At 60.6% G+C, this 26,975-nt stretch carries 30 protein-coding genes and 1 pseudogene; 3 read left to right on the forward strand and 28 right to left on the reverse strand.

The genetic code is table 11. The annotated features are described in order from the left end of the window. Positions 1 to 114: 114 nt before the first annotated feature. From AB4O09_RS24745 to AB4O09_RS24860, 24 genes are all read right to left on the reverse strand, one after another. Positions 115 to 411, reverse strand: coding sequence for a phage tail assembly protein (locus AB4O09_RS24745; RefSeq protein ID WP_003198316.1), 297 nt, complete (start codon positions 409 to 411; stop codon positions 115 to 117). Beyond that, positions 408 to 755: a phage tail tube protein gene (locus AB4O09_RS24750; RefSeq protein ID WP_003198314.1), complete on the reverse strand. Its 348-nt coding sequence runs from the start codon at positions 753 to 755 to the stop codon at positions 408 to 410. Before AB4O09_RS24750 ends, AB4O09_RS24745 begins: the two co-directional genes overlap by 4 nt. 65 nt (positions 756 to 820) lie before the next feature. Continuing rightward, positions 821 to 2,317 (reverse strand): phage tail sheath subtilisin-like domain-containing protein, encoded by a 1,497-nt coding sequence (locus AB4O09_RS24755; protein ID WP_038857195.1) that lies wholly within the window; start codon positions 2,315 to 2,317, stop codon positions 821 to 823. After that, positions 2,317 to 2,499: a DUF2635 domain-containing protein gene (locus AB4O09_RS24760; RefSeq protein ID WP_003198311.1), complete on the reverse strand. Its 183-nt coding sequence runs from the start codon at positions 2,497 to 2,499 to the stop codon at positions 2,317 to 2,319. The genes AB4O09_RS24755 and AB4O09_RS24760 overlap by 1 nt, the downstream gene beginning before the upstream one ends. Then, the gene (locus AB4O09_RS24765; RefSeq protein ID WP_038857199.1) at positions 2,496 to 3,080 is read right to left on the reverse strand and encodes a phage tail terminator protein; all 585 of its coding nucleotides are present in this window, start codon (positions 3,078 to 3,080) and stop codon (positions 2,496 to 2,498) included. Before AB4O09_RS24765 ends, AB4O09_RS24760 begins: the two co-directional genes overlap by 4 nt. A 179-nt stretch (positions 3,081 to 3,259) precedes the next feature. Then, complete coding sequence (locus AB4O09_RS24770; protein ID WP_038857201.1) at positions 3,260 to 4,276, reverse strand: contractile injection system protein, VgrG/Pvc8 family; 1,017 nt, start codon at positions 4,274 to 4,276, stop codon at positions 3,260 to 3,262. A gap of 9 nt (positions 4,277 to 4,285) precedes the next feature. Then, positions 4,286 to 4,498: a tail protein X gene (locus AB4O09_RS24775; protein ID WP_038857204.1), complete on the reverse strand. Its 213-nt coding sequence runs from the start codon at positions 4,496 to 4,498 to the stop codon at positions 4,286 to 4,288. Next, positions 4,491 to 4,874, reverse strand: a complete 384-nt coding sequence (locus tag AB4O09_RS24780; RefSeq protein ID WP_038857206.1) for a phage tail protein — start codon at positions 4,872 to 4,874, stop codon at positions 4,491 to 4,493. Before AB4O09_RS24780 ends, AB4O09_RS24775 begins: the two co-directional genes overlap by 8 nt. Further along, positions 4,874 to 7,051, reverse strand: a complete 2,178-nt coding sequence (locus tag AB4O09_RS24785) for a phage tail tape measure protein (protein WP_038857208.1) — start codon at positions 7,049 to 7,051, stop codon at positions 4,874 to 4,876. Before AB4O09_RS24785 ends, AB4O09_RS24780 begins: the two co-directional genes overlap by 1 nt. 128 nt (positions 7,052 to 7,179) lie before the next feature. Further along, positions 7,180 to 7,746, reverse strand: coding sequence for a phage tail assembly protein (locus AB4O09_RS24790; RefSeq protein WP_039010719.1), 567 nt, complete (start codon positions 7,744 to 7,746; stop codon positions 7,180 to 7,182). Positions 7,747 to 7,897: 151 nt separating this feature from the next. Then, positions 7,898 to 8,404: a phage major tail tube protein gene (locus tag AB4O09_RS24795; protein ID WP_038855980.1), complete on the reverse strand. Its 507-nt coding sequence runs from the start codon at positions 8,402 to 8,404 to the stop codon at positions 7,898 to 7,900. Then, positions 8,404 to 9,570, reverse strand: a complete 1,167-nt coding sequence (locus AB4O09_RS24800) for a phage tail sheath protein (protein ID WP_038855979.1) — start codon at positions 9,568 to 9,570, stop codon at positions 8,404 to 8,406. Before AB4O09_RS24800 ends, AB4O09_RS24795 begins: the two co-directional genes overlap by 1 nt. Before the next feature lie 2 nt (positions 9,571 to 9,572). After that, positions 9,573 to 9,782 (reverse strand): hypothetical protein, encoded by a 210-nt coding sequence (locus AB4O09_RS24805; protein ID WP_038855978.1) that lies wholly within the window; start codon positions 9,780 to 9,782, stop codon positions 9,573 to 9,575. A gap of 89 nt (positions 9,783 to 9,871) precedes the next feature. After that, a complete protein-coding gene (locus AB4O09_RS24810) occupies positions 9,872 to 10,276 on the reverse strand; it encodes a phage tail assembly chaperone (protein WP_038855977.1) in 405 nt (134 codons plus the stop codon). 11 nt (positions 10,277 to 10,287) lie between these two features. Further along, positions 10,288 to 12,441, reverse strand: a complete 2,154-nt coding sequence (locus AB4O09_RS24815) for a phage tail protein (RefSeq protein ID WP_241768649.1) — start codon at positions 12,439 to 12,441, stop codon at positions 10,288 to 10,290. Continuing rightward, on the reverse strand, positions 12,442 to 13,077 hold the full coding sequence (locus AB4O09_RS24820; protein ID WP_038855976.1) for a phage tail protein I: 636 nt from the start codon (positions 13,075 to 13,077) through the stop codon (positions 12,442 to 12,444). Then, positions 13,074 to 14,069, reverse strand: a complete 996-nt coding sequence (locus tag AB4O09_RS24825; RefSeq protein ID WP_038855975.1) for a baseplate J/gp47 family protein — start codon at positions 14,067 to 14,069, stop codon at positions 13,074 to 13,076. Before AB4O09_RS24825 ends, AB4O09_RS24820 begins: the two co-directional genes overlap by 4 nt. Further along, positions 14,066 to 14,398: a hypothetical protein gene (locus tag AB4O09_RS24830; protein ID WP_018607976.1), complete on the reverse strand. Its 333-nt coding sequence runs from the start codon at positions 14,396 to 14,398 to the stop codon at positions 14,066 to 14,068. Before AB4O09_RS24830 ends, AB4O09_RS24825 begins: the two co-directional genes overlap by 4 nt. 11 nt (positions 14,399 to 14,409) lie before the next feature. Then, a complete protein-coding gene (locus AB4O09_RS24835; protein ID WP_460107579.1) occupies positions 14,410 to 15,021 on the reverse strand; it encodes a phage baseplate assembly protein V in 612 nt (203 codons plus the stop codon). A gap of 3 nt (positions 15,022 to 15,024) precedes the next feature. Further along, on the reverse strand, positions 15,025 to 15,537 hold the full coding sequence (locus AB4O09_RS24840; protein WP_038855973.1) for a hypothetical protein: 513 nt from the start codon (positions 15,535 to 15,537) through the stop codon (positions 15,025 to 15,027). 36 nt (positions 15,538 to 15,573) lie between these two features. After that, positions 15,574 to 15,924 (reverse strand): phage holin family protein, encoded by a 351-nt coding sequence (locus AB4O09_RS24845; RefSeq protein ID WP_038855972.1) that lies wholly within the window; start codon positions 15,922 to 15,924, stop codon positions 15,574 to 15,576. A gap of 47 nt (positions 15,925 to 15,971) precedes the next feature. Further along, entirely contained in the window at positions 15,972 to 16,616 is a 645-nt protein-coding gene (locus AB4O09_RS24850; protein WP_003198300.1) for a hypothetical protein, read from the reverse strand. A gap of 20 nt (positions 16,617 to 16,636) precedes the next feature. Next, positions 16,637 to 16,819 carry a Com family DNA-binding transcriptional regulator gene (locus tag AB4O09_RS24855; RefSeq protein WP_080587817.1) on the reverse strand — a complete coding sequence of 61 codons (183 nt, stop codon included), beginning with the start codon at positions 16,817 to 16,819 and terminating at the stop codon, positions 16,637 to 16,639. 459 nt (positions 16,820 to 17,278) lie between these two features. After that, entirely contained in the window at positions 17,279 to 18,013 is a 735-nt protein-coding gene (locus AB4O09_RS24860) for a LexA family transcriptional regulator (protein WP_028237204.1), read from the reverse strand. A 548-nt stretch (positions 18,014 to 18,561) separates the two neighbouring features. Between AB4O09_RS24860 and AB4O09_RS24865 the strand changes: the two genes are divergently transcribed. Then, on the forward strand, positions 18,562 to 18,915 hold the full coding sequence (locus AB4O09_RS24865; RefSeq protein ID WP_003198296.1) for a DUF6124 family protein: 354 nt from the start codon (positions 18,562 to 18,564) through the stop codon (positions 18,913 to 18,915). A 379-nt stretch (positions 18,916 to 19,294) separates the two neighbouring features. Here AB4O09_RS24865 and AB4O09_RS24870 read toward each other — a convergent pair. After that, positions 19,295 to 19,372 (reverse strand): annotated as a pseudogene (locus AB4O09_RS24870) (nucleoid-structuring protein H-NS); the annotation flags it as partial. A gap of 299 nt (positions 19,373 to 19,671) precedes the next feature. On the opposite strand from AB4O09_RS24870, the gene mutS reads away from it, so the two are divergent. Continuing rightward, the gene (gene mutS / locus AB4O09_RS24875) at positions 19,672 to 22,239 is read left to right on the forward strand and encodes a DNA mismatch repair protein MutS (protein WP_167331288.1); all 2,568 of its coding nucleotides are present in this window, start codon (positions 19,672 to 19,674) and stop codon (positions 22,237 to 22,239) included. A gap of 142 nt (positions 22,240 to 22,381) precedes the next feature. Then, positions 22,382 to 22,705 (forward strand): ferredoxin FdxA, encoded by a 324-nt coding sequence (fdxA, locus tag AB4O09_RS24880; protein ID WP_003198291.1) that lies wholly within the window; start codon positions 22,382 to 22,384, stop codon positions 22,703 to 22,705. A gap of 1,434 nt (positions 22,706 to 24,139) precedes the next feature. Here the strand turns inward: fdxA and rpoS are convergent. The 3 genes from rpoS to AB4O09_RS24895 all read right to left on the reverse strand — a co-directional run bounded on the left by rpoS (position 24,140) and on the right by AB4O09_RS24895 (position 26,949). Beyond that, a complete protein-coding gene (rpoS, locus tag AB4O09_RS24885; protein WP_003198289.1) occupies positions 24,140 to 25,147 on the reverse strand; it encodes an RNA polymerase sigma factor RpoS in 1,008 nt (335 codons plus the stop codon). Between the two features lie 106 nt (positions 25,148 to 25,253). Beyond that, on the reverse strand, positions 25,254 to 26,102 hold the full coding sequence (locus tag AB4O09_RS24890; protein WP_100264191.1) for a peptidoglycan DD-metalloendopeptidase family protein: 849 nt from the start codon (positions 26,100 to 26,102) through the stop codon (positions 25,254 to 25,256). 211 nt (positions 26,103 to 26,313) lie between these two features. Further along, entirely contained in the window at positions 26,314 to 26,949 is a 636-nt protein-coding gene (locus tag AB4O09_RS24895) for a protein-L-isoaspartate(D-aspartate) O-methyltransferase (RefSeq protein ID WP_170862085.1), read from the reverse strand. Positions 26,950 to 26,975: the final 26 nt, after the last annotated feature.

Raw genomic sequence — 26,975 nt, forward strand, 5'->3', positions numbered from 1 at the left:
TCGCATTGATCCGTTGCGCGTGCTCCAGGGATTCGCGGAGCACATCCAGTGGCCTGGCCATCATCTGTTCGGGGTCAACCTTCCAGAACCAGGCCAGGTCATAGGCGGCGGCGATCAGGTCGCCGATGGCTGCGACGCCGCACTCATGAAAAAACTCGCGACGGCCCAGCTCAGGGCGTTGAGGTCAGCCAGGTCCAACTGGTTGACGGAGGACGGCGGGATACCGGCGCACACCGCGATGTATTTGGCCGCGACGTCCATGTCCAGGCTCACCTCCTCGCTCTTGTCGATCTTGTACGGCAGCGCCTTGATCGCCCGGACTTCCTGCACCGTCGGACGGCGCAGAGTCAGTTCGCTCACCGGCTCACCGTGGGCCTCGATGGCCACGCGCAGCGTCACGACATCGCTCATTGCCAAGTCCCCTTGATGCCTTCGAATTTCAGCTCGATGGTGGCGTCGTCACCCTTGGACACAGGCTCTTCCACCAGGTAGGCGCCGGCCAGCACGTAGACCTTGCCGTTGTTGAATTCGCAGGTGACGGTCATGTCGGTGCCCGCAACCAGTTGCTTGAGCGGGAAGTCCGCGGTGTGCAGCGCCGTCACCTTGAAGGACGGGGCGATGTCGGTTTCCTTGTAGAAACCCGGTACGACGGTTTCGCGTTTGGTGAACATCAGTGGCGCTTCGCAGCCACCGTTGATGGTCAGTTGAGCGCCGTCCACTTTGACGTAGCAGGTGCCCGCAATCAGTTGACCCATGGTGTTTCTCCCTTCAATAAAAAGCCCACGCGAAGTGGGCTGAATTCATGCGATTGACGCGACCTTCAGGCGGCGTCGTCGTATTGCAGGCGGAATTGGTTGAGCAGCGCGAACACCCGCAGGCCGTTGATGTAGTCCGGCGGGAACAGCACATTGACCCGGCTCGGGTCCTGGCTGTCACGCTCGACCACCAGGTGCTCGGCGAACAGCTCGGCGTTTTCCACATGGCCTTCCAGTTCGAGCTTGGCGTATTGAGCGATCAGCTCGCCGCGAATCGTGCTCGGGGTCACGATGGGCTGGCCGGCGCCGAAACGGGTGCCGTCGGCGGCCAGTTTGTGGCGACCGTACTTGCTGGTGATCACGCTTTGCAGGCGACGGACGATGAACGCCGACTGGTGCATGGTTTCGCTGTCCAGGTAGGAGTTGTCAGCTTGGCCGAAGGCATTCTTCTGATACGTGGTGATGGAACGCTGGATTCGCACGTAGCCACCTTCGTAGTACGCGGTCGCGATGCCGTAATTGAGCAGCGACTGGCGCTCGGTCAGGGTGAAACGTTCACTGGCCGGTGCCGGGTCCAAGCCTGGCAGGCTGCCGCTCTGGGTCGGACGGCTGGCGTCGGCGGAGATGAACACCGCCGTGCGCGCAGCCAACGCAGCGGCCTGGACCCAGAACGGTTGCGGTACGCCCAGTTCCAGGGCCTGGATGGTCATGTGCTGGTCGTTGCGTGCCTGACCGGCGGCAACCAGGGTGCCAATAGTGCCGCGCTTGGCGCTGTAGACATGGCCGAACAACTGCTTGGCCCAGGACCAGCGACCGGTGTTGTCGTCCATGACCGCTTGCCAGGTGTTGAGGCTCGCCACATCGGACCAGGGCATGGCGATGAACTCGAACGGTTCGTCACCCAGGGCCGCAACGGCAGCGGTCTGGTCCGGCACACCGGCGCCGCCCGTCATCGCAGTAATGGCGGTGGTCAGCCCCGCCGGGGTGTTTTCGCCATTGCTCTTGCCCAGGCGATTGAATTGCAGGCTGATGTCGTTGCCGCTGTCACCGGTCCATTTGGCGCGCAGGGTCACGACACCTTCGGCGGCCGCAGCAGTCACCGGCAAGTCGGCGGCCGCGTTGATTTTCAAGGCCAGCGCAGAGGCGGCCTGGGCTGCAGTGGCGCCGTTGACGATGGCGGCCTGGACGCGTACACCGCCAACGTACAGGTTGAGCACACCGCTTTCAGTCGCGGCGCCGGTGAAGGTCAGCACGCCCTGGGCGATGGCGCCTTCGACGTTGTGCAGCGGCAGGCACCAGACTTCACCGAGCGGGTCGGTCTTGCGCCAGGTCTCGTACATCGAGGCGAGCATCGAGCCCTGCCCGCCAATGTTCTTGGCCAGCGCGACGCTGGACACCAGCACCAGTTTGCCGACTTCCGCCGGGGCGACGTTGTCGTTGACCTGGGCGACGATCAACCGGCGCATGGCCGATGACGCGCTATTGGCGGCCGAGTTGTCCATTTCGGCGTAGAACAGCGGCACACGAATGTCCGCGGGAATATTGCTGAATCCGATCGCCATTATTTGGCTCCCTGTGGTTTTGCCGCTTTCACGGCTTTGGTAGTGATATCGCCATCGGCCAGACGTCGACGCCACCAGGCGTTGTCTGGCACTTCACGGCCTTCGAGGGGCAACAGATCGCCCGCTTCCGGGTCCGGCACGGCACGGCCCGGGGCCGGCAGCACGGTGATGCGTTTGCTCATGGGGTTACGTCTCCAGAGAAAGTCAGTTCCACGCGCCCGTCGGGGCCGGGACGTTTCAGGTTGGGGTCCGCCGGATCGATGGCATCGACCCGCACGGTGACCCCGGTAAAGGACGACAAGCCGTCCAGTTCACGCTCGTGCCAGCTTTCGGCAGGCTGGCTCGCCAGATTGCGGCCCAGCTGGAACTCGGCGAAAAAGTGCAGCCGGTACAACACACGGCTGCTATTGATGGAAACCAGTTCGCTGCCGTCGTACTCGATGCCGGTGTACTCGGCGCCCGGCTTGAACCCCACCAGCGCGCGCCACAGTTCGGCCCGCAGGTCGTGCAACAGGTCCAGCGCTTTTGTCGCATCAGTGGCGTCGAGCACCAGCACGGCATCGAAGCGATCACGCACCGCTTGCAGCGTGACGTTCTGAGCCGCGTTCTTGCTGGCAGTGTCGGCGGTGGGCAGGACATAGGCGCAGGGGGTCTGCAGCGGGGTCTCGGCTTGCAGCGTGACGAGGTCAAAGCCTGCGGCCACGCGATGGGCGAGCGTCGGACATTGCTCACGCAACTGCGTGAGGATCGGCGTGATCTTCATGGGGGGACTCCAGTATCTGAAGGTGCGAGTCATCCCTGTGGGATCGGGCTTGCTCGCGAAAGCGGTAGGTCAGGCAACATTGATGTTGGATGTACTGGCATCTTCGCGAGCAAGCTCGCTCCCACAGAGGGACCCAGTTGGGCGCTGGATATGTGCAACGCCCACAGAAGGTGGTGGGGTCAGGCCTTGGCATCCAGGCAGGTTGCATGAATCAAGCAGCGGTAGCTTTTTTCCCGGTCGCCACTGGCGGTGACCTTGTCGATCGACCAGCGACCGCGCATGAAATCCGGCCAGGTGGGATCCAGCAATACGATGCCCTCGGCGGACAGCCCCGGGTTGCCAGGGCACTCGATGGTCACCTTGAGTGCTTCGCGCTCCATCCGGCGTACCTCGCCTTCTCCAGCGGCACGGGCATCGTCTGCGCTCTGGAAGCGCTGGCGCAGGGTCTTGAACGGCGCGATGCCGCTCTCCTCGACCTGCAGCTCGCCGGCCGCCGCATCCCACCACCGGGTCTTGCAACCCTGGTACTTGGCCCGGGCGGTTTCATCAAACTTGGCCGAAATGAAGGCGTGGTCGCCCGGGCGATTATTCGTCGTCACCGACAGTTTCATCTCGGGCAGGACCTTGCCTGACAACGACTTCGCCTGACCGCGCCGAGCCAGCACATACAACTCGTTGATCGGCTTGGCGACGGCGTCATAACGATGGGCCAGGCGCGTGAGGAAACCCATGTCGGTTTCGTTGGTCTGGTCGATGTGCTCGATTTTGATCAGCGACAGGTCCGGCGCCATACGGGGGGAAAACCCGTGCCTGGAGGTCAACTGACGAAACAGCGCCCCCAGTGTGGTCGGGCCATGACTGACGGATCGGCGCTGCTTGAACCCGGTCTGGTCCGTCGCACTGAATGGCGCCGCCATGGCCACCAGCACGAGTTGCAGCGGAAACAGGAACGGTGTGCGCCGGGTGATGACGAACTCGCCTTTATCCACCAGCCCCGACTCCAGGTAACCGACCCGCAGACCGATCTTCCCGCCCAGGCTGGGCAACCCTTCGAGCCCATCCAGGCTAATGGTGAGCGTCAGCTGATCGGACTCGATACCCGCCGCGTCGACATGCTCCCACTTGAGCAGGCGTTCGTTGAGCAGTGCGGCGTTCGCACCATAAATTTCCACCGCAGGCGTGAAACCCAGTGACATGTTGCCTCCTTAATCCCAGGCCGAAACCGGTGTGGGTGCAACAGGTTTGAGATCCACTTCCGGCAGGACCACCCAGACACCCGCAGGCAATACCGGGCCCCATTCGGCCAGCTCCGGATTGAGCAGCCAGAGCGCCTCCTCGACGATATCGTCACAACGCCCAAGCTCGCGGTACAGCAACAGACTCACCGAATCACCGGCGATACTTCGAACCCTACGCATTGGCGAACTCCGTCAATTCAACCACCCAGCCGACCACCATCGCCGTACCGTCATCAATGATCTCGGTCTGGGTTTCCGTCACCTTGTTGATCTGCCACAAGCCCCAGTTGCGACCGATGCCGTCAACCAACGGCACGGGCACGCGCTGCGCCTGCAAAGCGCGCAACTCATCGAGGCGATCCATGGCGGTCGCGTACATCGACTTGCCGGTGATCGTCAGCCCTTGCAGGCCTTGGCCGACCTGGCTGGACTTGGGTTTGCTGGTGAGGATGTCGATGCTCTTCCAGCCACCGTCCGAGGTGCGTACCAGGCTGTGGTACGCAAAGTTTCTCGACAGACCGAAAATGAAACTGCCAAGTGCCATTTGCTGACGCATCACGTACCTCCGTCGGTCAGGGCCGCGTCACTGCGCATGGCGAGTGAGTCGGGCATGGTCGTCAAGCCGAATTGGCCCGAGAGCTGCTGCACGACCAGGTTGGCCAACTGAGTCGCGCTGGCCTGGTCCTGGCCGTTGATGTAGATGTTTGCGGTCATGGTGTTCTGGTGCGTGGTTGTCTGGGTGCTGGCCAGGTCCTTGCTGACCTGTTCTGGAGCGGCGAGTCTGTCGGCGGGGGCGACGAGCTTCTCACCCAGGGACGCGCCGGCATCGCTCCCCAGCCAGCCGCCCAGCAGTCCGCCAATCAGCCCACCAATGGCAGTGCCGAGCACCGGAACAACACTCCCCAAAGCGGCACCGGCCGCAGACCCCGCAGCAGCGCCTGCCCAGCCGCCACCTGCGGCGCCCAAGCCTGCGCCCATCATTCGTTTGTCGCCGGTAAGGACACCCTCGGCCACATCAGCGACGGCGCCGACTACTTTCAATGGGCCGGGCGCCCTGCGAGTCATCGAGCGTAACGAGGCCGTTGGCCCGAGTGAAAAACGCCTTGCGGCCCCCTGTGAGCCTCGTGTACTGACACGTATTTTCGGCCTGTTCGTGGATTCGGGACGCTGGTTGGCACTGCGTGTATCCAGCTTGTTCACACGAGGATTTCTGAAATCTTCGGAGATCACCTCACCCAATCGGCCGGGAAGGTGCGGAGCAGCCCTACCTAACACCCGCTTGGCCACCTGATTGGACATCTCATCCCCTACAGCCTTGAGCAACGCGCCCACCAGCGGTTTGATCGCTGCGCCAATCAATACGATAGCTGCGGCGGCTTTAGGTGAGGACTCCGCCAACTCACTCATGCCGTCGGCCAGCGATCCCAGCCACTGGAACGAAGTATCCGCCGAGGGCATCAGGGCATTTCCCGTGGCCAGCGACAAACGCTCGCTGCGGGCGTTGAGGACGTTCAGCTGGCCCTGCCGGGTGTTCGACAGGGCCAACGCGTCCTGCCGCACCGAACCGTTGTTACCCAGTTGCGATGTAGCGTATTGGCCTGGGTCTTTCACCTGCCAGAACGCCGCGTTCACATCGTCGAGTTTCTGCGACATGCGCAGTACCGCCGCATCCCCAGTGCCAAACAGCGAAGAGGCCAGGGTCGAGCGTTTTTCGGCCGGCTGTGCGTTCAAGGCCGCCAGGACCGACATCACTGTCCCCGGCGCGGCATTCTTGTCACGCAAGCCGCTCGCTACCTCTTTGGGATCAAGCCCCAGTTGCTTCCAGGCCGCTTGCTCGGTCGCGGAGGCCTGATCGCCCTTGCCTAAAGCGGTCGTGAAGTGGTCGAGCGCCACACCCGCTTCAGCTTGTTGCGCGCCGGTATTGAGAAGTGCCGCCGTCAGTGCCGCAGCTTGGGCAGGCTGCAGGCCCGCCGAGGTCGCGGCCGCACCGTCACGCTGCAGCACTGTGCCGATCTCACTCGCTTTCGCACCACCGGGAATCTTGCTCAGGTGGTTGGTTGCATCCGCCAGATCAAATGCTTTCTCTGCGCTGAGCTTCATGGAAGTGCGCCAGCCGAGCACCATTTCAGCGGCTTCCATGGCCGGCATTTTGAACGTCGATGCTGTGACGCCCGCATCACTGGCGAAGCGCAACAGTGCCAATTGCCGGTCCGAGGCATTGGGCAGGTCGCTGCCGATTCCCGCCCTGGCCGCCAGACTTTCCATCCTCACTAACTCAACCGCCGTGGTCCCGCCGGCCGCCACCAATGGCGCACTGGCGATACGCTGGGTTGGTTCTGCCATCTCTGCAATCTGGCGAGGCGTGAGTTGGCCGGCCTGCTTCAGATCGGCCACGGCCGAATCCATCGCTATCGCGGGTTTGAGCAGCACCGGTGGTTCGATGCCGCCACCCGACTTACCCTTTGACTCATTGGCCGACTCGCCCTTGGCGCCAGCGCCCATCGTTTGAGAAAACAATCGTTGCGCCGAAAGCTTCACGGTCAGCGACTCGATCGCCGTGGTCAGCAGGCCGAGCTTGAGCCCGAGTGTTTCCAGCGCCAGATCGAGGCTCGCCAGTTGATCCCTGGCAAACGCGCCTTGTGCCGACACGCCACTGGTGAGGCTGGTATTGCCGAACGCCAACCCACTGTCATTGAAGGCTGCGTATTTGAGCGAATATCTATCGTCCGCCATCCCGCTCTACTCCTGTTTCACGCCAAGGCGAGTGATCGCGATGTCGTAGCGGCGCAAGGCCTTGCCGGCGTCCCATTCCAGGATTTCCGCCTCACTTACCGAGTAAATGAGCGGCACCACATCGAGGATCACTTCGATGTCGCGCTCCGAAAGAAGTCCGCCGGTTTGTTTAAAAAATCGTCGATGCGCACCTGAAGTTGTGTCCAGTCGGGCACGGTCAGCAGGTCCAGATCGGGAATCATCAGGCCGGTGCAATGGGCCGTGATGAACTCGGCGCGCTCCTTGGCCGTCTTCAGTTTTTTCATCGCCTTGGTCGCACGCAGCACCGGCATTTCCAGGGTCAGCGCGGTCAGGCTGCGGCCCGCGACGTCGAGCGGTTGCAGCAGTTGCACCTGGTCGGGATCGGCCTGTGGGTCATCCAGAAAGTACGACGCCGGACGCGTGGACATTTCGTGCACGTATTGCGCAACGCTGACGTAGTCCGGGCGCTTGAGCTGATCGAGTTCCTTGATCGACAGGCCGGTGGCCAGTTTGGCCAGCTCGAAGAACTGGTCGTCTTCATCATCACCAGCGCGGGCCAGGGCTTCTTTCTGCGCGGCGTAGAACAGTGGTTTGAGTGGGAGCTGCTCGATCTGCGAGCCGTCGTCACCGGTGATCGGCGACAACAGCTCATGGGTAGGAGGCATCCAGGACATGAAATCGGTTCCTTGGTGAATCAGAGGACATCCTGTGGGAGCGAGCTTGCTCGCGATAGCGGGGTGTCAGACAGCTTGATACTGAATGAACCGCCGCCATCGCGAGCAAGCTCGCTCCCACAGGGATTGCATCTAGCCGGCCGGTAAGGGCTTAGGGCAACAACACCGCACGGCGCGCATCACCGAGAATGTCGACACCGTTGAGCACGAACTTCTGGGTGCGCACGTCGATGTCGATCACCGGAACGCCGTTTTCCAGGCGGTTGTAGGTGCGGCAGGACAGCTCCAGGTTGGTCTTGGGCTTCTCGGTCATTTTCAGCGGAGTTTCCTCGAGGGACTTCAACTTGCCGCCCACCGTGTGGTAGGTAAACCAGGTGTTGCCGTCCTGATCCTGGCCGGCTTCACGCACGTTCAGCAGAATGTCGTCGCCCACGCTCACGCCCAGCGCCAGCATGACTTCCGGGCCGAGACCTTGCAGCGTCAGCTTGGCCGTCAGCACCTTGCCGCCCTTGGCCATTTCCTCACCAATGAAACGGCCGCCGCGCATCTCTTCCATCTCGAATTCGATCTTCGGCGGGGTGAAATCTTCCACGGTTGCCGACAACGGCAGGCCTTGCAGGGTGGCCGCGATGGCCTGTCTTACGCGGTTGGTAAACATTAGAGAACGTCCTCCAGGAACTGCTCGATGATTTCATCGCGGGCATTGAGTTGATAAATCATGTGTTCGTTCGGCGCGTAGCGGCCGTAGTCGATGACCACGTACCAGGTGCCGTTCTTGTACTTCTCGACGCTGTTCAATTCCGGATGCAGGTACACGCTGCCGCCAGGGATGGTTTCGTCGGCGACCAGGGTTTGCAGCCAGTCGTTGATGCGCTTGACCTCCTGGTCCATGAACGACTTGGTCAGGTTCTTGGCCATGGCCTTCTGGCCGGCCTTCACCAGCTTGCGGCTGATGGCATCTTCGAGGCCGACGTAGCTGATGAACTTGCCGGTGATGGAACGGTTGCCCAGCAGCGAGAAGCCGCCGAGGATGGTCCGGGCGTAGTAGCTGACGCCGTAACGGTTGAGCAGATCGCCTTCGGTGGAGGTGTCGAGAATGTTGTATTCGACGGTACGCGAGACGTCTTCGGCGTAGGTGACCTGGTTGCCCGGGCTCTCCCATTGCTTGACCTTGGCGAGGGCGGCGATGGCCAGGCTCGACGGGGCCAGGAAGACGTTTTTCTTCGCGGCCTTGGAGTACACCGCCGGCATGTTGTGTACCACCAGGCAACGGTCGAAACCGAGGTCCGCGCCGCCCAGTTCCTGGCTGTAGGTCACTTGATCAGCGACCGCGGCGTCCTTGCCGTCGAGCACCACACGGGCCTTGATGCGCTTGCCGAACGAGGCGAACTCGCTGGCCACCGCCTTGGTGCCGGTGAAGCCCGGCGCGCCGATGATGGTCAGGTCTTCAGCGACCCCACTCAGCGCTGCCAGGCCCAGCTTGCGACCGGTCTGCGCCTCGATGCCGCCGATCACATTGTTCTGCGTGTCGGCCAGTGTCGCGCCCTCTTCGACGATGACCACGTAGACCGGCACCTTGACCACTTTGAGGATCTGGTAAACCGCCTGGAACAGCGTACCCGCCTCGGCGCCGGTCGGGTCCAACTGGGCCTGGGTGGTGAAGCTGTTGATACGGAACGGGGTGTTTTTCGGAATCAGCGCGTTGGCATTCGGCGCGGTGCCGACCAGCCCGATGACGTTGTCACCCAGGCCACCCATGGCCTCGGGAGATTCGGTGGCATTGACGGTAATGCCGTTGTGCTCGAAGTTCAAAACCTCAGCCATGGTTATTCAGCCTTTTTGGTGGCGGCCTTCAAGGCCTTGGTGGATACAGAAGCCGGTTCGACGGCTTCGGTTTTTTTCAACGCCAGGCGACCGGCGCTGCGCAAGGCGTTGGCCTCGACGTCGAGCAGATCGAGTTCCTGGCCGACGCTCGACCAGTGACCACCCCCGGTGGGGAATGGGAGGAGCACGGTGTAGGTTTGGCGTGGTGCCATTTGTGTTTCTCCAGATATGAAAAAGCCCCTTGAGGAAGGGGCTGTTGGGTTTTGGATGAGTAAGAAAACGCCCCGTCGATGCGGGGCGTTTACTGGGATTGCTCGGCGATCCACGGTGGTGCGATGGGCCGAAATTCAGCACCGGGAAACGTCGCTGTTTGCGGCCAATCCCGAAGTGCCTGACGGTAGGAAAGCAGTTCAGGGAATTGCTTCACCGTCAGCGTAGGAGCCACGCCTAAATCCTGTTCGTCACGGTGACGTGTAACCAACCATTCCGTGGCCCCCAACTCAAAATTACGCCATACCCGTTCGACCTCGGCTTGCTCGGTAGAGGCCTGCACTGGGGGTGGGGAAAACTCCCCGTCGATGATGGCCCAACCTGGTCGCACGTCGGATGGACAGGCTTGCCACGATAGATCCGGGTGGAAACGTTCAGAGGGATCGAGGTCGGTAGTTTCGACCACCGACCCGTTTTCAATTCTTGCCCACAACATACAGTTTCCCCTCAATAGGTGATGAAGACACAACCGTCGGCACCGGCCTGAGATCGAGTCCCGATTCGGCCGCCCCCTCCCATACCGGGCTGCGTCAGCGTGGTAGTGTCAACTGCGGCAAAAATGCTCTCTCCGCCCCCTCCAGCACCGCCAATCCCGCCATTGGACGCCGCATTACGCACCGGTGGATTTCCGGCACCTAGCGAACCGTTGAAGTCGCCGCCAGAGCCGTAACCAGCGCCAGCACCGCCAACCACCAGCCCGCCTGCGCCGCCTGTTGCCGAGCAATGCGGACCAAAGGAAGAAGAACCACCCGGATTGCCTACCGTGTTGACAGCTGTCACGTATGCGCCTCCCGCTCCCACGGTCACGGTGACTGTTGAGCCGGGCGTGACAGAGACGAGTCGCTGGCTGATTCCGCCTGCGCCGCCGCCACCAGCACCGGTGTCCAATGTCCCGAAGGCGCCGCTTCCGCCGCCACCGCGAACCTCTGCGAAAACCTTCCAGACATTCGCTGGCACCGTCCATTGGTAGACCCCGGCAGCCTTGTAATAGACTTTTGCGCGATAGGGCAGATGGACACTTTGCGCGATTTCATTCCAAATCGGCGGCTCCCCGGCAGTGACTTTGTGACCGACATATATCCTCGTCGGGCCGGTTGCATTGAGGTTGATAATTGCCAGAAATGTCTTATAGCTGGACGTGAGATAGCCACCGCCGACGATCACCGTCATGGACGTACCGCCAATACCGCTCGTTTCTGGCGGCCCACCGACAGATGCTTCAGGATGCCCCAGCGTAAATGCCCTATAGAGCCCAGGCTTGATGTCATCCGAGAAGTCACTGATCACTGGGATTTTCGCTGCATCCGAGCCCAGACCGAATTTGTCCAGAACAGCCCGAACCCCACCATTGAATGCAGTAGACAACGCATCCGGCACCGATCCGTTCTCCGCATACCAGGTGATGCCCGCGCCAGTCGACAACGTGATGCTGTCCAGTGTCTTGAGCACCAACTGATTGGCAGCAATACCCGCCACATAATCCGTTCCTTGCAGGACGATGGTTGCAGTACCGGTCGATACATTCAGCAGGTTAATGGTGCCGCCATTGAACCCAGTGCTTGCCTTTGGCAAGGTGATATTCACTGGGTTGGCCGAGTTGATGATGAACGACTTACCGAACGCATCCGCAGTCAGAACGGTACTCGCGTCCAGCCCACCAACGCTCGAATGGTTGCCGAGCGCACGCTGCACAAACGCAGTCGTCGCGAGTTGCTGATTGTTGGTGCTGACCGGTGCAGTCGGAGCCGTCGGGACGCCCAGCAACGCGGCCGAATTGAGCGGCGCAAACCCTTGAGTGATGTTCTGAAACGCCAACGCCGTAGTGCCCAGCACAATCACACCATCGGTAATCAACTGCCAGATCGTGTTGCCAAGCGTCGCGCCCTCCTCCACCGAGACAATCAAACCCGAAGTCACTTCCGCACTCGCATCGGCATCCTTTGCCCGAACCCAAGCGCCGTTCGCGGCCACGTAAATACCGTTGTCCTTTGCCAAGGTCTGGGACTTGACCAGGACCCGATTTCCGGCGATCACCGCAATACCATCTATCGCCTGCGCGCCACTCAAGACAATGTTGGCCGTCGTCGCCACCCGCACCGACTGCTTCCTGTCGAGCTTGGCAAGCTCATCAGCAACGTAACTTGCAACCCAGGCCCGCGTCGCCTTGACCACCGTGTCGTCAATCAGCAGCGTCACCAGCTCAGCATTGCTGGTCTCGAAGATCGATCGAATGTAGAACTCTTTGCCCGAACCGGACGTCGCCAACACCGGTTTGAACGACTCCGGATATTTGACAATCGCGTACAGGATCCCGGTATCGGTCCAGATCCCGGCCTCACGCACATACCAGCCGCCCACATCGGAGGGGATGGTGACCTCGGCCAGCAGCCAGCTCGGGTTGTTTTCATCCTGGAACAACGCATTGAGCGGCCCGCGCCAGACTTCGCGCTTGAGTGCCGTCGCCGTTGCAGCCGGGTAGTATTCTGCGCCGCCGCCGTCACCGACGGAAATCTGCGACAGCTTGATCGGTGTGCCCGCCGCCTTGCAGGCGGTTTCGTAGGCGATCCCCGCATCGGTGAGTAGGGTGTAGTAGTCGGCCATTTAGGACCCCTGTGGATAAATAGTGGAGGTTTCGACGGTGTAGAGTCCGGCGGCCATGAAGGCCTGGCCCGAGGTTTCCAGCCCTTCGATGACGATCGGATAAACCGTGGTCAGTTCGCCGCACAGCGTGGCGGCGCCGATGACGTGACGGCCGAAGGCGCTCAAGCCGACAGACACCTTCAAGGTGTCGCGCTCGCTTTTGGCCTCCGCCAGGCGACGGTCGAGACGGGCGTCGATTTCTTCGCTGTAGGGCTGCTCGGTAAATGCCCTGACGGAAAAACTGTAGGGCGGGCCAGGGGGTGTTTGCTCATACCAGGCGCGCACCTCAGGCATCAGTTGCAAACCCTTGGCGGCATTTTCCAGCGCCTTTCGCGTCCCGGCCTGCCGGGCGGTAGGCCAGGCGAGTTCAACGGTCAGGCGCTTTTCCGCCTCGGGCGCTGCGGAGCTCCACTCGTTGACCCCACGATCCGCCGCGAGATACGGCAGGAACGCCAAGGGCGTGGTCGCCGGGTTCATCAGCTCGGGAAACGGCGGATCGATGCGTTCGAGCAACCGCGCGAACCCCAGATCCAGTGCCCTTTCCAGCGGTGAACTGTTGACCGGCAGCAGGCTCGGGCGAGGTGTGTCGTCACTCATAACGTATCCACCTCGACCTCGATGCCCGTGCAGTACGGGGCTTGAAAAGCCGTCGTCACAATCGGCGCAAGCGGTTCGAGAATCTGCAGCTGAACCGCGCCCGCGCTGTGCAGCGTGTAGTCGATCCAGCTCGGATCCACCCGCCCTTCCAGGCGATGACACGCCTCGGCATACGCCTGCAACTGCTGCTCGGCGGCAACCTGGGTCAAGCCTGAATCCGGGCCGGCATTGATCTTCGCCACGACGCGGATTTTGTAAGGTTTGATCTGCGCGGCCTGGACGATGACCAGGTCCGTTTCCGGGCGTACATCCGGCCGGGCGAAATGCTGGCGAACACCGTCGAGCAGTGCCTCGGTCGGCGTGCCGTCGCCGTCACGGGACAGCACTGTGACCGTGACTTCGCCCGGTGCCGTGCGACGCCCATTACCGTCCTTGACCTGCGCCGCATGACCATCCGGGTCGAAGGTGTAGGTGACCGTCACCACACCCGCCGAGGCGTTTTCAACCTTCACCACCGGCCGTTCACCCAAGGTAAAAATCTCCCGCCGATACTGCATGCGCGATCCGGCCGCCGGGGCATGGGGCGCCAGGTAGTAGCGCAACCGTGCATCGTCATCGCTCTCGTAGACCGCGGGGATGGGCGGGAATGCCGCCGGATCGCCCGGATCGAGCAACTGACGCTCAAGGCCCATGTCCGCGAGGCGAGCGTCGAGGTTGGTGCCCGTGGCCCACCACGCCAACATCTGCTTGATGCGGGCGTTGTATTTGCGTTCGTGGGTTTGCAGTCGGACGCAGAACGCCTCAAGGGCCAGGGTCAGCAGTTCACTTTCGTTTTCGAGGCTGTCCACCAGCTTAGCCGCGCTGGCGGGAGAGCGTGCGCCGACGTACTCAACCACGAAGGTCTTGAATTCGGCGAGCAGGTCCTCAAACGCTTCGACGGTGACGATGGCCGGTTCGGCCAGTTGGTTCTGGCCGGGTATCAACATGCTCATGTCACCACCTCGAAAGTCTGTTTGCGGTTTTTCCAGGTGCCGGCGAAACGCAACAACAATCCGGCCCCCTGTCGGCTGGCGACAATGACCTGCGGCTCGAAATCATCGATGCCGTTATCCGGGTTGTAGAACGCTTGGGCCGCGTGGCTCTGGGCAAGGATCAGCAGGTCGTCACCGAGGTTCTGCCCCAGCAACTGCGTGAGTGCGCAGCCATACAACGGGCGCTTCTGGCGAGTGCCCAACGGCGTGGTCAATGCACGGGTGGCGCGCTGCACGAACTGCAGCCAGTCGTCGACCGTGGCGCCGGTGTTTCGATCGATTCCAATCATGAGGAAATCTCTTATGCGGTACTGATGACGCGTCCCTGGTGATCCACTACCGGGCCGCTCAGGTGCACACCGGAGGCGTCGAGCCGAATGCCGACGGCGCCGACTTGCAATTCGATGACCTCGGGTGTCATCGCCAGCCGCGACGGGCCAATGTTCAACTGCAGGGCTTCACGAGAACCGCTGAACGCCGCCGGGCCGTTTTGCCAGTGCAGGACATGGCTGGCGTGGTCGTAGCCGTTTTCCGTACCGTCCTGATAGAGGCGCCGCGTCAGCGAGGCCTGGGTCGAGACGGGCGGGAACTGACCACCGTTGAGGCCGAACAACGCCACCGCCTGCCCGCCGCTCTCGCCGCCGCCATGGTTGAGCAACAGGCATTGCTCACCCACGGACGGAATCCGCGACTCGCTCTGGGCCCCGGCACTCGGGTTGAAAAAGCGGATCGCCGGGGTTAGCAGTCCGCCATGGCTGACTTTGCAGGTACTGCTGGCCGCGTCGACTTCCTGGCAAACGCCGATGCGGCAGAAACTCTCCGCCCGCCGATGCATGTCTTCCAGCTCGGTTTCCATCTGCGCCAGACGCTCGATGATCGGCCCCAGATGCATCCGTAACAGCGCATCAAACATGGGTCAGCCCTCGAGTGCGGTGTATTGGTCCGGGTCGTCGATGTTCGACACTTCCCAGGTACGGGCAAACTTCGGGATGCCCAGCGGGTCTTCCAACAGCGTCGGGCCCAAGTACAGGGTTTGGTTGAAGGAAAGGGTCCAGGCGGTGTACGCCCGCGCCGGGTTAATGAACGTGGATGGCAGGCCATCGAGCTCCGTGGGCAGGTCGCATTGATCGCCCGATAGCCCCCAGCGGTTATCCATGACCAGGTGTTTCAACTCCCCGGCCAGATCGCAGGCATCCCATCCTGGAACGGCCATGACCACTTGCAAGGAAACCGTCAGGACATGAGCGATACGCCCGTCATTGGCGCGGTTACCGGGCGCATCACGCTCAAGGGCAATCAGCACCCAGGGTTGATCGTCGGTGCCATCGAAATCCTGGGGGCTGCCGACTTTCAAGGCGGGATAAATGGCGCGCAGCGTCTGGGCAATGGCGACAAACAGCTGCGACGGTTTTTCGATAAGGGCAGGCATTGATTGCCTCCTTTGGCATAGATCAGCGATGTCGAGTCACTGCTGGTCGGGAGGAACGTCCCGCGGAGGGACTTCGCAAACGCCGATCCGCTTGGCGACCCAGCGCTCGTAAAGACCGATCGCCACATCGGCGCCAGCCATGGCGGTCAGGCAACCCAAGGCGCAGGCGCTCCAGATCGACATGCCGAGGGCGTACAAAAGCATGGTTGCCGATACGCCGCAGACCACGCAGGCACCGGAGCGCAAGGCCAGGCGCCGCAATAACGACCAGCCACGGGCGCCCTCCTTGTCTGCGCGCCACATCTCGCCGGACACCCCGCCCACCAGGGCGAGCACGATGACCAGCCAGATCGGCATGTCCAGCAACGCTTGTTGCTCGTTTGTCATGTCACGCTTCCTGGGGGGTGATGGTTAAGAACGAGAGAATCGATAAGCTATCGAGTGATGAGCATGTCGAGACTGGTCGCGTCGCAGGAGTTGTTGGCTTTCCTGTCGATGACCAGATAAAGCGAAGACGTCGGCGTGACGGCGATGCTGTTCAGCATGAACGTGGCGCTGCCGCCGTTTGCCAGGCTCCCGGACTGGAGCACGGTGTCACCCAGGTTGAGCGACCAGCCGACACCGTCCCCGCAAGCGTTATGCAGGTCATTGACCCGGCCCAGCACGTTGATATTGCCGGTGACAGGACTGGCCCAGCGGAAAATGCTCTGGCTGTTGGTGCCTGGATGCGTGGCCACGTCGCCCTGCTTGAACACGAAACTGGTGCCCGAGCCGGTGAAGGTGAAGCTTGCGTTGGGAATGGAGATCCAAGCACCCGTCAGGTCGTCACGCCAGCAGGTGGTTGGCTTGCCATTGCATACCCCGGCCTGGAACGTCGGAAAGAGCGTGTAGTTGGCCGAGGCATTCACCCCCGATTTGTTTTGCATGAACGACCAGGGCGAACCGGCCGGCGCCGCTTCGGTCATGAGGTACATGTCCCGGGCCAGGTTCCACGACAGGGCCGTATCAGCCCAACTGTTCAGGGATACGAAGGACGACAGAAACGCAGTCGCCAGCAGGATTTTTTTAAGCAATTCCATTTTTCTTACCTCGATGGATGTCATTGAGTACGGCGTGCAGGGTCTATTCCGCACGCTGTTCGCTCGCCGGCGTTCACTCGAGGCTCAACGGCCTTCACATGATTCAACGCTCCGCATCGGGAACACTTGATCTGGAGTTCGGTGTTCTCGCCCATGCGGGCCAGAAGTCTTTTGCAGTGACCGCATCTGAAATCCTTCAGCATCGAAAGCCCTCCCATTGGCGGCGGTTTGAAGTGCCTCGCGGCACAGGCATTCCAAAAAGCCCGGTTGCCCAGGCTTTTCAGTAATGCGCTTGATCTTTCGGCGCGACTGGCGCGGTACGGATCCATTCAAATTGTTCCTCCGACCGCGGTCCCTGCCCGCCGGATAACTGCTTCTGGTGCTTTACGCTGCACACCCGGGTCAGTTGCCAACCCTCTGAACCGTTAAGGCCGGTTCATCGCTGCCTGTTGGTGGAACTAAAGAGCTTCGTTGCCAGCCGCTTTGTCGAGCGGCTTGGACACAGAATATGCATGGATGCATATACAGTCAATGCGTAAATGCATTTATTTATGCGTTACCAGTGCGCAAATGCATGAAACCCTTGGGAACACGGGGGTTGCGGCTTTTCAGGAGGCGAAAAAAACCCGCACGGCGGCGGGTTTTATCTGACAGCGGAGGGGTTAACGGGCGTACATGCCCCACCAGAAGACGTGACCGAGGATGACGATTTGCTCGTCCTGCATTTCCTGGAAGGTGTAGTCCTCGTCCGGGTGCTCATCGCGGTTGAAGCTGCGCAGGCGAATGCCGGTGGGCAAGCGGTAAAGCTGCTTCACCCGCAGTTGGCCGTTGTGATTGATGGCGTAGAGGTCGCCGTCGACAATGTCGCCGATCCCACACTTGCCTGCGTTCACCCCAACCGTGGCGCCGTCGCGCAGCACTGGCAACATGCTGTTGCCGCGCACCGTCACGCACTTGGCCTGGTCGAACTGCACGCCATTATGGCGCAGGCTGCGCTTGCCAAAGCGCAGGCTTGAGCGCTCGCTTTCCTCGATGACGAATCTTCCTGATCCAGCAGCCAATTCAACCTCGCGCAGAAAAGGGACCGACACTTCGTCTTCTTCGACCGGTGTTTCGTCGTCCCACAGGCTTATGTCCTTGAGTTCGGAGTGCGGCTCATCGCGGCGGGCATTGCCGACAGGCACAACGTCCGCGCGCCCGCGCAACTGGTCGGTGCTCACAGCGAAGTATTCGGCGATCTTCGAGATGTGTTTATCCGAAGGATCGACGATCTTGCCGCTGAGGATCCGCGAGAGGGTGGACTGAGGCACGCCGGTACGCCGGTGAAGCTCCGTGGGGGAGATCCCGTGCTGATCGAGCAATGCTCTTAATACGGTAGAAACGTTGCGTTTTTGCATAACGCGCATAGTGCTTGTTCTTTTCGCAGAAGACAAATGCTGTTTTGCATAAATATGCAATGTGTAGGAGCTGTCGAGTGCAACGAGGCTGCGATCTTTCCCCAGACACTTGAATCTCAAGCGAAAGATCAAAAGATCGCAGGCTTCGCCAGCTCCTACAAAAGCCAAACTCTCCCGCCCGGGATTTGCCCTACAGGCCCCTAAGAAAAGACTCCAATCGCGTCCTTCAACTGCGCAACACAAGGCTACCTTGCCTTGCGCCTCTGCCTACAACTACGCCAGAATCCGCCGGCTTGTGCGCCTTGGGGCCCCTCGGTACTTTTGATCCTGTCACTGCCCATCAGTGATCGGGTTTAGTCGCTCGGTATTCCAAGGTGCTCATTGCTCCATTCAGTCAGGTACTTCTATTCCTGCACTTGATGGTAGCTGTGCGCAGGGCGCCCTCGGGCGCGCCGGTTTCTTGGATCCCCGGTCGACTAACCTGCGTACAGCTGCCGCCCCTCGTTTAGTCGCGAGTGAGTGGTGGCTCAACTTCAAGGATCCATAGAATGCCGAAGAACACTCCAAATCCCCCAGACGATCACGTCTCCCGCAGCCAATCGGCCAACGCCAAGAAACTCGACGACGCGGCCACCCGCGCCCTGGACTATTACCTCAAGCCGAAAGCCGACAAAGAAACCTGCGACACACCCGACACCCTTTTCATCATCGCCCCCAACATCGACGCCGAATGCCTGCTCGCCAACCTCAGCGAAACCCTGGCCTCGGCCAACGCCATGGTCAGCGACCTGGCATTCGACCTGAAGGGCTCGCGACGGAATATCTTGCTGGGGGTTCAACAGATGATCGAGCTGAGCCAGTTGCTGGCGAATCGGGCGCTGGATGTGGTTGAACCGAGGTAGGCATCCATGATGCAAGCCGAGACCTAAGAGAAGCCCGAGTAATCAATGTGGGAGCGAGCTTGCTCGCGATAGCGGTAGTCCAGTGACAACTAAGTTGTATTGGCTGCGGTCATCGCGAGCAAGCTCGCTCCCCACAATTGATCGGGTATAGCCGGAGAGACTGGCCGACTGTCAGGCCACCTTCGCGAGCAGGCTCGCTCCCACAATGGGCCGCAGTGAACACAGAACTCATGGACACCCAGGATCACCTGTGGGAGCAAAGCTTGCTCGCGATGAGGCCAGCAAACCCAACATCCATGTGACTGAGCCACCGCCATCGCGAGCAAGCTTTGCTCCCACAGTTCTGATGGGTGTACGACCGGGAGAGCCAGGTCGGCTATCAGGCCGCCTCGCGGTGGACGTTGATCTCGGGCGCCCCGTTAACCACGCTGGCTGAACGAAGGTATTGCGCAGTGGGCCCACGGAGCGATGCCTTCGTTCAGGCATGCCGAGCCTAGGCGAGGCACCAAGTGGTGGGGCAGAAGCGTTTTGCTTACTTTTGCGCCCTTCCCTTCAAAAGTGAGCCGCCGTCAGGGCGGAACCCTAAGCAGCCGTTACCGAAAAAACGGATAAGTCCCCAATCCCAAAAACCACTCACATATGGGTAGCACAGACCACCCATGTTAACCTTGCGCCCATCGCGGAAAAGCCGGGCCAATGCCCCTCCTTTTGCCCCACACCTTTCAACGAGCTTGCCTGACACCCATGAATACCGCCGTGAACGACCTCTCCAGCCACACGCCGATGATGCAGCAATACTGGCGCCTGAAGAACCAGCACCCCGATCAGCTGATGTTCTACCGCATGGGCGACTTCTACGAAATCTTCTACGAGGACGCAAAGAAGGCCGCCAAGCTGTTGGACATCACCCTGACGGCACGTGGGCAATCGGCGGGCATGGCCATTCCGATGTGCGGGATTCCTTACCACGCGGCAGAAGGTTACCTGGCGAAGCTGGTCAAGCTCGGCGAATCCGTGGTGATCTGCGAACAAGTCGGCGACCCGGCCACCAGCAAGGGCCCGGTGGAACGCCAAGTCGTGCGGATCATCACCCCAGGCACGGTCAGTGACGAAGCCTTGCTGGATGAACGCCGGGACAACCTGATCGCCGCAGTGCTGGGCGATGAACGCCTGTTCGGCCTGGCGGTGCTGGACATCACCAGCGGTAACTTCTCGGTACTGGAAATCAAGGGCTGGGAAAACCTGCTGGCGGAACTGGAACGGGTCAATCCAGTAGAGCTTTTAATTCCTGATGACTGGCCCAAAGACCTGCCGGCAGAAAAACGCCGTGGCGTGCGTCGTCGGGCGCCGTGGGATTTTGAGCGTGATTCGGCGCTGAAAAGTCTCTGCCAGCAGTTTTCCACCCAGGACCTCAAGGGCTTCGGTTGCGAGAACCTGACCCTGGCCATCGGCGCTGCCGGTTGCCTGCTGGCCTACGCCAAGGAAACCCAGCGCACCGCCCTGCCCCACTTGCGCAGCCTGCGGCACGAACGCCTGGATGACACCGTGGTGCTGGACGGCGCGAGCCGCCGCAACCTGGAACTGGACACCAACCTGGCCGGCGGGCGCGACAACACCTTGCAATCGGTGGTCGATCGCTGCCAGACCGCCATGGGCAGCCGCCTGCTGACACGCTGGTTGAATCGGCCGCTGCGGGACTTGACCGTGCTGCTGGCGCGCCAGTCCTCCATTACCTGCCTGCTGGATCGTTATCGCTTCGAGCAGTTGCAACCGCAGCTCAAGGAAATCGGTGACATCGAGCGGATTCTCGCCCGCATCGGTTTGCGCAACGCCCGTCCCCGCGACCTGGCGCGCCTGCGCGATGCCCTCGGCGCGTTGCCCGAATTGCAGGTGGCGATGACCGACCTCGAAGCGCCGCACCTGCAGCAACTGGCGCGCACCACCAGCACCTACCCGGAGCTGGCCGCGCTGCTGGAAAAAGCCATTATCGATAACCCACCCGCGGTGATCCGTGACGGTGGCGTGCTGAAAACCGGCTACGACGCCGAACTCGACGAGCTGCAAGCGCTGAGCGAGAACGCCGGCCAGTTCCTGATCGACCTCGAAGCCCGGGAAAAAGCCCGTACCGGCCTTGCCAACCTCAAGGTCGGCTACAACCGCATCCACGGTTATTTCATCGAATTGCCGAGCAAGCAGGCCGAACAGGCACCAGCCGATTATGTTCGCCGCCAGACCCTCAAGGGCGCCGAGCGTTTCATCACCCCGGAACTCAAGGCGTTCGAAGACAAGGCGCTGTCGGCCAAGAGCCGCGCCCTGGCCCGGGAAAAGATGCTCTATGAAGCGTTGCTCGAAGACCTGATCAGCCAACTGCCGCCGTTACAGGACACTGCTGGCGCCCTAGCGGAACTGGATGTGCTGAGCAACCTGGCCGAACGCGCGCTGAACCTGGACCTCAATTGCCCGCGCTTCGTCAGTGAGCCGTGCATGCGCATCAGCCAGGGTCGTCACCCGGTGGTCGAGCAAGTACTGACCACGCCGTTCGTGGCCAACGACCTGAGCCTGGACGACAACACCCGCATGCTGGTGATCACCGGCCCGAACATGGGCGGTAAATCCACCTACATGCGCCAAACCGCGTTGATCGTGCTGCTGGCCCATATTGGCAGCTTCGTTCCGGCGGCCAGCTGCGAATTGTCCCTGGTGGACCGGATCTTCACCCGCATCGGCTCCAGCGACGACCTGGCCGGTGGACGTTCGACGTTCATGGTGGAAATGAGCGAAACCGCGAACATTCTGCACAACGCCACCGAACGCAGCCTGGTGCTGATGGACGAAGTCGGACGCGGCACCAGCACCTTCGACGGCTTGTCCCTGGCCTGGGCAGCGGCCGAACGCCTCGCGCACCTGCGGGCCTACACGCTGTTCGCCACCCATTATTTCGAACTCACCGTGTTGCCGGAAAGCCAGCCTTTGGTGGCCAACGTCCACCTCAATGCCACCGAGCACAACGAACGCATCGTCTTCCTGCACCACGTGCTGCCCGGCCCGGCCAGCCAGAGCTACGGCCTGGCGGTGGCGCAACTGGCCGGCGTGCCAAGTGAAGTCATTACCCGTGCCCGCGAGCACCTGAGCCGCCTGGAAACCACCAGCCTGCCCCACGAAGCGCCGCGCCCGACCAAAGGCAAACCGGCCGCACCGCAGCAAAGCGACCTGTTCGCCAGCCTGCCGCATCCGGTGCTCGATGAACTGGCCAAGCTCGATCTGGACGACCTGACACCTCGTCGGGCACTGGATTTACTCTATACATTGAAGACACGGATCTAACACACAGGCTTTCAAGCTGTTAGAATCGCGCGCGGTTTGGGATGCTGCGGACTATTAGCCTGGTTCGCAGACTATCGCTCCCAAACCTGGCGACCCTACCGTGAAGGGGCTTCGCTGCCGCCGCCTGAGGAGAGAATTAGAAATGACCTTCGTCGTCACCGACAACTGCATCAAGTGCAAGTACACCGACTGCGTAGAAGTGTGTCCGGTGGACTGCTTTTACGAAGGGCCGAACTTCCTGGTCATTCACCCGGACGAGTGCATCGACTGCGCCCTGTGTGAACCGGAATGCCCGGCGAACGCCATTTTCTCGGAAGACGAAGTGCCGGCCGGCATGGAGAACTTCATCGAGCTGAACGCAGAACTGGCGGACATCTGGCCGAACATCACCGAGAAGAAAGATGCGCTGCCGGACGCCGAAGAGTGGGATGGCAAGGAAGGCAAGCTCAAGGATCTGGAACGCTGATCGTTGCTGCTTTCGTGGAAAAGGCCCCTTGCGGGCCTTTTTGCTTTTTCGGGTCAAGAAATCGCAGGCAAAAAAAAAGGGGCGGTTTGACCCGCCCACATTTTTTCCCTAATCCCTTTAATCCTTTTCATCATCCTGATGAATCGCGTCCTGCGATGTCCTTCCTTCCCATCGTCCTTGACGGGTGTGTCTGTCCGTCGACACAGGACTGATATTAGTATTTTCCCAGGCGAGTGCAACGCGACTGATACAGGTGGCTTGCTCTGTCACGCTACGTTCATCAACAAATTTTCGTTATAAATCAGTCAAATACAAAAAGATCACGGTATTTATAGCGGTCTGTCCGGCCGATGGGGAACTGATCGCTTACGTAACACTAGGCAAAGGCTTACACGCTGAACCTACAAATGGAGTTGGGGTTGGAAAAGCGACTCTTCAGATACGCAGAAGATTCGAACCAGTCGCGATGTTCTATAGTTTTACGAGCGGGGGTTTCAGGAGTGGTGTGTATATCCGTTTCTGCGGTAACGGCGCCTTATGGTTCCGCTCTTACAGCGGGTCACTTTTGGAAGAGCGCCAAAAGTAACCATGGGCCCGCCGCGAAAGGCCATCCATGGCCCAGCGCGGCTACCTCGGCATCCATGCCAAGATGCCCACTGCGCAATGCCTGCGTTCGGCCAGCGTGGTTAACGGGGGCGTCCGAGATCAACGTCCACCGCGAGGCGGCCTAACAGCCGACCTGGCTCTCCCGGTCGTACACCCATCAGATCTGTGGGAGCAAAGCTTGCTCGCGATGAGGCCAGCAAACCCAACATCCATGTGACTGAACCACCGTCATCGCGAGCAGGCTCGCTCCCGCATTCAATCTTCAGCGGACACAAAATTCATATCCAACACAGTCCCACTGTGGGAGCGCTTGCTCGCGAAGAGGTCAGCACATCCAACATCTTCATCGACTGTAACGCCGCCTTCGCGAGCAAGCCCGCTCCCACAAGGGAAACGCGGTCCCACCCGGAGTCAGGTCGGCTATAAGGCCGCCTCGCCCTGGCTTTTGATCTGGGCGCCCCGTTAAACCACGCTGGCCGAACGCAGGCATTGTGGAGTGGGCACCTCGGCATGGATGCCGAGGTAGCCGCGCTGGGCCATGAATGGCCCTTCGCGGCGGGCCCACGGAGCAATGCCGGAGTGAGGGCACACCGAGCCTAAGCGAGGTGTCGAGTGGTGGGGCAGAGCGTTTTTGGTTACTTTTGGCGCTCTTTCCAAAAGTGACTCGCCGTAAGGGCGGAACCATAAGTAGCCGTGACCGAAGAAACGGATATACCCCCAAACCCAAGCCAAAAAAAACGGCACTTTTCATTTCTGAAAGAAGCACCGTTTTTTCCAAGTGAACAGCATCACAGCCAATCAGGGCCTTTCTGCTGCACTCGCCTTGGGTTATTGAAACAACGACTCGCTCGACAAGCCGTTCTTCTCCAGGATCTCTCGCAGACGCTTGAGACCTTCAACCTGGATCTGCCTCACCCGCTCACGGGTCAAACCAATCTCCAGGCCCACATCTTCAAGCGTGCTGCTTTCATGACCGCGCAAGCCGAAGCGGCGAATCACCACTTCCCGTTGCTTGTCCGTAAGTTCCGAAAGCCACTGGTCGATGCTCTGGGACAAGTCATCGTCCTGGAGCAACTCGCACGGATCGGTCGGACGATCGTCGGTCAGGGTATCCAGCAGGGTCTTATCCGAGTCCGGCCCCAGCGAGACGTCTACCGAAGAGACCCGCTCGTTGAGCCCAAGCATGCGCTTGACCTCACCTACCGGTTTTTCCAGCAGGTTGGCGATTTCTTCGGGTGAAGGTTCATGGTCGAGTTTTTGGGTCAACTCACGGGCGGCCCGCAGGTAGACGTTCAGCTCCTTGACCACATGAATCGGCAACCGGATGGTCCGGGTCTGGTTCATGATCGCCCGTTCGATGGTCTGGCGGATCCACCAGGTGGCGTAGGTCGAGAAACGGAAGCCGCGTTCGGGGTCGAATTTCTCGACGGCGCGAATCAGGCCCAGGTTGCCCTCTTCGATCAGGTCCAGCAGCGAAAGCCCACGATTGACATAGCGTCGGGCGATTTTCACCACCAGGCGCAGGTTGCTTTCAATCATGCGTTTTCGACCGGCCGGGTCGCCACTTTGCGACAGCCGCGCAAAATGAACTTCTTCCTCGGGGGAGAGCAGTGGCGAAAAACCGATTTCGTTGAGATACAGCTGAGTGGCGTCCAGCGCCCGGGTGTAATCGATGTACTTATGTTGTTTAAGCGAAGCGGAGTGTTTGGATTTGGCACGAACGGAAGGTGGAGTCGCCCCTTCATCATTCGACATCGAATCCATAGCGATGCCGGTCTCCATAAGGAGAACCTCATCGTCGATGTCAAACTCCGGCACTTCTTTACTGAGAGCCATTGTTATAGTCCTTTGGTGAGTTCGACCTCAAGCTCAAGCGACGCCTTTATCCTTGGCAACGCTGGAGCCTGTTCCCTCTACGTGACGGAACAGGCTGACAATCAAATCAACGCCGTGGCAGGAATTGCAGCGGATCGACTGGTTTACCTTGTCGGCGAATCTCAAAATGCAGTTTCACCCGGTCTGTTCCCGTTGATCCCATTTCGGCAATTGTCTGTCCGACCTTGACCTGCTGCCCCTCCCGAACCAACAGCCTGCGGTTGTGACCGTAGGCACTGACGTAGGTATCGCTGTGTTTGATGATCACGAGTTCGCCGTAGCCCCTCAAACCACTCCCGGCGTACACAACCGTGCCATCAGACGCGGCTAAAACAGGCTGTCCCAAATCCCCGGCGATATCAATTCCTTTATTCAAACTACCGTTTGAAGAGAATTTTCCAATGAGAACGCCACTAGAAGGCCATCCCCAGCCTGTCGGGGCGGGGCCTGCCGGAGGCATCGGAACGGGGGTCGGTTTGCTCGCGACGGACGGTACTGTTGCCGCTTCAGCCCCCGTCGGCCGGCGAATAACCGTGGTTTTACTCGAGGAAGAAGGCGTCGAACCCGACTGCGTAACCACTGCGGTAGGCGTTGAACCGCTACGGCCATCGAAGCGAATCGTCTGACCTGGGTGAATCGTATAAGGCGCAGGAATGTTGTTACGCGCCGCAAGGGCTTTGTAGTCCCAGCCGTAGCGGAAAGCGATAGAAAACAGCGTATCGCCGCGACGGACTACATATTGGCCGGTCGTTACTGTAGGACGTTGAGGTGTTGCACTGTTGTTGCGATCGACAACCCGGACATTACCCGACGGCGTACTGGAACATCCGACCAGCAAAGTGCTCAAGACAAGGCCAGTCACCAGGCGCTGAAAGCTCGTGATACCCATACGCTGCGCAATGACTGTGAGACTCACCCGCCGCTCCCTTTGTGGTGGCAGAAAAATTGGAAACTGCCTATCCAGGCAGAACTCATATAAATATAGCTGGCAACGACTGCGCCTCTATTAATGAAGCGCAATGTGCCGCCGCACACGTTTGCTCGACGCCGTTGGACTCTGTTCAGCAAATCGGTGCCGCTGTAAGACACAGGCCAGGCCACGGAATTCAGCGTCTGTTTATAAATGCTCAGGCCAACGGCCCATTGAGTAACGGCACGAACCGCACCGCCCCCAGGACGTGTCGCGAAAAACCGTGTTCTTCGCGCACGATCAGCATCAGTTGCTGGACTTCACCGGCACCCACCGGAATGACCAGTCGCCCGCCGGGAGCAAGCTGATCCAGCAGGGCCTGGGGAACATCGGTGGCCACCGCAGTCACGATGATGCCGTTGTACGGTGCCAGGGCCGGCCACCCCTCCCAGCCATCGCCCCAGCGAAACACCACGTTGCGCAGGTTCAACTCAACCAGGCGTTCCTTGGCGCGATCCTGCAGTACCTTGATCCGCTCTACGGAAAACACCCGCTCGACCAGTTGCGACAACACCGCCGTCTGGTAACCCGAGCCGGTACCGATCTCCATCACCTTGTCCAGCGGTCCCGCCTCCAGCAGCAACTCGCTCATGCGGGCCACCATGTATGGCTGGGAAATGGTCTGGTTGTGGCCGATCGGCAACGCCGTATCTTCATAGGCGCGATGGGCCAGGGCCTCATCGACGAACAGATGGCGCGGCGTGCGGCGAATGACTTCCAACACCTGGGCGTTGGAGAGACCTTCTTCGTAGAGACGCTGGATCAGTCGTTCACGGGTGCGCTGGGAGGTCATGCCGATTCCGCGGCGCAGCATATCGT

Source organism: Pseudomonas sp. H1_F01 (assembly GCF_054681425.1).